Annotated in this window: 5 protein-coding genes; 4 read left to right on the forward strand and 1 reads right to left on the reverse strand. The window is 40.0% G+C overall.

The features are described from left to right. On the forward strand, window positions 1-1009 hold a 1009-nt coding region (locus tag AC2JBO_RS42455), incomplete at its 5' end, for an alpha-amylase family glycosyl hydrolase (RefSeq protein ID WP_496959639.1). A gap of 45 nt (window positions 1010-1054) precedes the next feature. On the opposite strand, the gene AC2JBO_RS42460 is transcribed toward AC2JBO_RS42455, so the two are convergent. After that, entirely contained in the window at window positions 1055-2965 is a 1911-nt protein-coding gene (locus tag AC2JBO_RS42460) for an acetate--CoA ligase family protein (protein WP_496959640.1), read from the reverse strand. Window positions 2966-3303: 338 nt separating this feature from the next. On the opposite strand from AC2JBO_RS42460, the gene AC2JBO_RS42465 reads away from it, so the two are divergent. The 3 genes from AC2JBO_RS42465 to AC2JBO_RS42475 form a co-directional block, all read left to right on the forward strand. Then, the gene (locus AC2JBO_RS42465; RefSeq protein WP_496959641.1) at window positions 3304-3519 is read left to right on the forward strand and encodes a hypothetical protein; all 216 of its coding nucleotides are present in this window, start codon (window positions 3304-3306) and stop codon (window positions 3517-3519) included. A 188-nt stretch (window positions 3520-3707) separates the two neighbouring features. Next, a complete protein-coding gene (locus tag AC2JBO_RS42470; RefSeq protein ID WP_496959642.1) occupies window positions 3708-4565 on the forward strand; it encodes a cyanophycinase in 858 nt (285 codons plus the stop codon). A 257-nt stretch (window positions 4566-4822) separates the two neighbouring features. Next, window positions 4823-5751, forward strand: a 929-nt coding sequence (locus tag AC2JBO_RS42475) for an alpha-amylase family glycosyl hydrolase (protein ID WP_496959643.1), incomplete at its 3' end; no start/stop codon positions are given.

The following is a 5751-nucleotide window of genomic DNA, read 5'->3' on the forward strand; positions in this document are numbered from 1 at the left end:
CGGGAGTCCTTTAACACAAATCGACCATGATTATTGGTATCATCATGAACCACGTGACCCCGACAACAACTGGGGTCCTGAATTTAACTATGAACTTTACGATGAAAAGTTAGAGACTTATCCCGCGCGTAAATTTATTGGGGATACAGTTAGATATTGGGTTAGTGAGTTTCATCTTGATGGTATTCGTTACGATGCCGCGCGTCAAATTGCCAACTATGACTTCATGCATTGGATTGTGCAGGAAGCTAAAAACGCTGCCGGTCCCAAACCTTTTTATAATATTGCTGAACACATTCCTGAAACTACAAGCATTACCAACGTTGATGGTCCAATGGATGGTTGTTGGCATGATAGTTTCTACCACTGTATCAAAGAACATGTTTGTGGTGACAAATTTGATTTAGAGCAACTCAAAGATGTTATTGACTGTAAGCGTCAAGGTTTCTTAGGCGCCACTAATGTTGTAAATTACCTTAGCAACCACGACCATGACCGCTTGATGGTGGAGTTAGGAAACCGTGAAATTTTTGATGAAGAAGCCTTTCGTCGAGTCAAGCTTGGTGCAGCACTTTTAATGACTGCTATTGGTGTACCATTAATATGGATGGGTGAAGAGTTTGGCGAATACAAACCAAAAACACCTGATGCATCGAAACTTGATTGGACAGTGCTTGGAAATGATTTAAATCGTGGTTTGTTTGAATACTTTAAAGGCTTGATTAATTTACGTAAAAATAACCACGCGCTGTACACAGAAAATATAGATTTTATCCACGAAAATCCAGAGGCAAAAGTCTTAGCTTTTAGTCGTTGGAATGAAGAAGGTTCACAAGTGGTTGTTGTAGCTAATTTCTCAGAAAATTTCCTCGGTGGATACCATGTACCAAATTTCCCATCTGCTGGTACTTGGCACGAATGGACTGCTAATTACGACGTTGAAGCTGGTGATGATGGAATTATGACCGATTTGGGACCATACGAAGCTAAAGTTTTTGTTTGGCAATAATTCGTAGGGTGGGCACTGCCCACCTTACAAATAGGGGGATAAAATTTACGCTATAGTCCCAATTTCCTTCAAATAAACCCGTGTAAATGGTTCATCTTCTCCTAAAGAATACTCCTCAATTAATCCTTTGCGATGCAGCATAATACTGTCACCTTTCTTTACTACCAAAGTCGAACCATCTAGCATATCGCGCGATAGCATCATTTCGGTATCAGTCGGGTTATCTAAAACGACCATGTTGCTACCGTAGTAAAACATGCCATCACGTTCTAGGATTTCTTCGTTGTACTCAACTATGAGTAAATCAAGTTTGGGATTTCGCAGTAGGCTTTGTACATTAGTATTGTATTCTGGATTGGATACCTTTCGCGAACGATTTACAAATACTGCATCTTGACAAACGGCGCCTATTGTCCAGTCGGGATGCTGCGAAAGAATATGGTCAATTGTTTCTTGCAAGTCGTGGATTGAGATTTTGTTGAAGGTAATAATTGGAATTCTGGCATCATTCCCTGAACTAAAGAATGTCTCCAAAATGTAGGAAGGAACGTCAACACTGTCACCTACCGCTGGGTTGAGATGCATCATCACACCAGGCGCCGCATTAATTTCTAAAATTGCAAAGTTACCTTCTTTCCATGATTTTGCCAGATTTTCCGAAATAACGTCAATGCCTAAACAAGTTAATCGGAAATGTTGGGCAATATCCTGCGCCAAGATAATATTATCAGGGTGCATTGTAGGAGTAGCGTCAATACTAACTCCTCCTGCTGAAAGATTCGCTACTTTACGTAGAAAAACACGTTTGCCTTTTTCAATAACGCTAGCTAACGACAGTTCTTGTTCTTCTAAGTAAAGTTCCATTGCTTCATCACATTGAATTTTACTCATTGCTGAAGTTGGAGTGTCACGACGCGCGGGTTTTTGATTTTCTTTTTGAATGAGTTCGTCTATTGTCGAGTAACCGTCACCAATAACCGAAGCAGGACGACGTTCGATAGCTGCTACAAATCTACCGTTGACACACAACAAGCGAAAATCACTTCCACGAATGCTTTGCTCGACGATAATTCTTGTTGGTTGATCTTCAGGTATCGCTTGAAGCGCACGTCCATATGCTGCTTCAAGCTCTTTTGGTCCCTGAACATCCGCTGTAACACCAATACCTTTATGACCAACTACAGGTTTAATGGCTACAGGATAACCAATTTCACGCGCGACAGATAAAGCTTCACGTTCAGTAGCAATAATATCACCCTTGGGAACAGGAAATCCCAAAGTGTTTAAAAACGCTTTGCAATCGTCTTTGCGGGTGGTAAAGTCGGAATCTACGTGACTGTCTCCGTCGAAAGTTGTTGCAACACCTCGAACATGTTTTTTACCAAAACCATATTGCATCAACCCTTCCTCCCACAGATAAAAAGCTGGAATACCCTTTTTATCAGCAGTTCGTAGCAAAGCGTAAACAGTTGGACCTCCATAGACAGAAGCGCGAAAACGACTTTGAAGTGTCGTCAACTGCTCCTCAAAAGCGACATCGTTATTTTGGGTAATTGCTTCAAACCAATCCCAAACAAAGTAAATTACTCCACGGGTAGTCCGTGGGTAAAGTGACTGGATAGCGATTTTATGATGAATTGCGTATTCTTTGAGACTCCAACGGTTTATGTGCAAATCCATGTCTAGTTTTGCCACCTCGGAAGCTGTACGGGCAAATAGGTGAGCGTAAGAAGAATATTCTTCGTCACGCAACTCCGGATAGCGCGCGGATACAGCTTCAACATAATCTTCCAAGCTGAGTGCTTCCTGATTCTCTGTCAAAGCAAAATCGAATACAAGTGCCCCTGTTTCTAAATAGGGGTTTGGACCCGCGTAATTTTTAAAGTTGAAAATATCAAAAACGTCTGTTCTACGCGCGTTAATACGAACTGCTTCGGTAGTGTTATCTTGAATCATTGTATAAACCCTCTGGTAAACACCCTTGGATGAATAATTCTTCGGCAAAACGAAAGCTTAATTAAAATTTAGCTCTTATTTCCCTTTTACCCAATAATAACCCGCGTCAAGTTAACGCGACATTCAAGCTTGACGCTTACTGACTATAAATCTACACATTCAAATAGTCAGCTACCGAAAGGTATATAATAGTCTGTCTCTAGCGTGTTTCTTTTACAAATAAGGTTTGGACTCAGATTGATTAAGGTTTGACTCAAATTTATATCCTGCGGAAGGTGGTATTATACACGTATTTCTGTTAAAACTTAAAAAATAATAGAAGGAACTTAGGAGACAGTATGAATGCAACTGAAGCTAGCCTCAGAAATGAAGTCAAACAGCTTGCTGAGGAAGCTTTTCATCGTAAGCTGATTTCCGGATATGGTGATGGTCCAGATGTATCAGAGTACCAAATTGTGTTTGAGGGTAAGCCAAGACATTTTCCTTTGGAACACGCGCGGTCGTTTTTGAATGCATTATTAGCAGATAATGACAACTTAGATAACTTAATTTGATAATTCAGAAAATTGAATAAGACGTAGTAAACTGCAATTTTGAATCTCTGGGTTTACCTCATTAGATTAGGATTCAAAATGTATCGTTGGAATGAGAGTAAAATTATCATCAATCTGTGACAATGTAATGGCAATAAAAAATTGGTTTTATCTAACCGCATTGTAAACATTTATCAGGAGGCAATACTGTGACGGATGAAATTAAACGCCAACTTGTTATTATAGGAGGCGCCGAAGATAAACAGGGTGATTGCATTATTCTGCGCGAGTTTGTACGTCGTGCTGGAGGTACAAAAGCTAAAATTGTAATCATGACCGCAGCCACAGAATTGCCTAGAGAAGTTGGTGAAAATTATATTCGCGTTTTTGAACGTCTTGGCGCCGAAAATGCCCGTATTATTGACACAGAAACACGTGAAGATGCGTCTTCATCTACTGCTTTAAAAGCTATTGAAGAGGCTACAGGTATATTCTTTACAGGTGGTGATCAAGCACGAATTACTAGTATTCTTAAAGATACCGAAATTGATGCTGCAATTCACAAACGCTACGCAGAAGGTTTTGTGGTTGGGGGAACAAGTGCGGGGGCGGCGGTAATGCCTGATATTATGATTGTTGAGGGAGACTCAGAAACTAATCCTCGGATAAATATTGTAGAACTTGGACCAGGGATGGGATTCTTGCCCGGTATAGTAATTGACCAGCACTTCTCGCAACGTGGACGCTTAGGGCGCCTAATTTCAGCGCTTGCCCAGCAACCAGCAGTATTAGGTTTTGGGATTGATGAAAATACAGCAATGGCCATAACAGGTGACATTATGGAAGTAGTTGGTGAAGGTGTAATCACCGTGGTCGATGAGAACGAGTTAGTCCACAACAACGTTGATGAAATACTTCGCGACGAACCTCTAGCATTTTGTGGCGCCCGTCTCCACATATTACCACACGGTTATAAATTTGACCTTAGCACTCACAAACCAATTCTAGATGGTCGTTCAGTAGTAAATAACGAAAACAATGAATTAGCTGTAGGTGTAAGTTCGTAGGGTGCGTGACGCTAGAAAAAACTTAAGCGTAGTTATAAGACCTGTAGCTTCACGCACCAATTATTACTATAAAAAGTTTAGTAGATGCACTAATTGGAGAAGTAGTTAACCCTACTCCTCCTTTTTTATTGTGTAGGTTGGGTCTCAGAACGGAACCCAACAGACGTTACGTAATTACATCTATCCCTAGAAGGAATCGCATTTGTAATAATTCCACGAATATATAAAAATATTTGCATTAATATTAAGTAAGATACATGACAAACTCAATCGAATTCAATCTCTTTGCTCCTCGCATCAATGCAGCAGCTTTAATCGGGTCTTTTTCCGAATGGAAAGAAATACCAATGGTCAAAGGAGAAGATGGTTACTTTCGTGCCAAAATAGACATTGAAGACGGTATTTACCGATATAAATTTCGTGTTCAAACCAAAAGTCCAAACTTTAAACCAGATGAATGGATCGATGTGATTGACCCTTATGCTACTGATGTTGATGAGGAGCGTACTGTCGGCATAGTTAGAATTAAAGATGGTCAAAAAATAGTAGATGCTTATGTTTGGCAGTATGATGAACAACCATTACCTCAAAATCATGAGTTGGTAGTATATGAATTGCACGTTGCTGACTTTACAGGTGGTGAAGTTGATGAACATAAACGTGGCAAATATGTCGATGCAATCGAAAAACTAGATTATCTCAAAGACCTAGGAATTAATGCAATTGAGTTAATGCCAGTAAACGAGTATCCTGGTGATTATAGTTGGGGTTATAAAGTACGTCACTTTTTCGCGACTGAATCAAGTTATGGTTCTACTGAGGATTTAAAGCGGTTTATCGATGAATGTCACAAACGTGGTATCCGCGTATTTATGGATGGAATCTATAACCACACTGACGAAGAATGTCCTTTGATGTTAATCGACCGCAATTACTGGTATTATGAACATATGCACTATCCAGAAGACCCTGGTAATTACTGGGGTCCAGAGTTTAATTACAGTAATTATGATGAAAAGTTAGATGTTAAGCCAGCGTGGAAATATGTTGGTGATATTGTAAAATATTGGGTCGAAGAGTATCATATTGATGGAATTCGTTATGATGCAGTGCGACAGTTGGCTGACTTTGAATTTTTGAATTGGTTGGCAACTCAAGCGAAAAAGAATGTAACAATTCAGGGGGC

This window comes from Calothrix sp. CBUCES-K 9914, assembly GCF_059640475.1.

Bases quoted from the DNA above. Each gene is read 5' to 3' on its own strand.
- AC2JBO_RS42460 (WP_496959640.1), bottom strand. From the start codon at position 2,965: ATGATTCAAGATAACACTACCGAAGCAGTTCGTATTAACGCGCGTAGA.
- AC2JBO_RS42465 (WP_496959641.1), top strand. From the start codon at position 3,304: ATGAATGCAACTGAAGCTAGCCTCAGAAATGAAGTCAAACAGCTTGCT.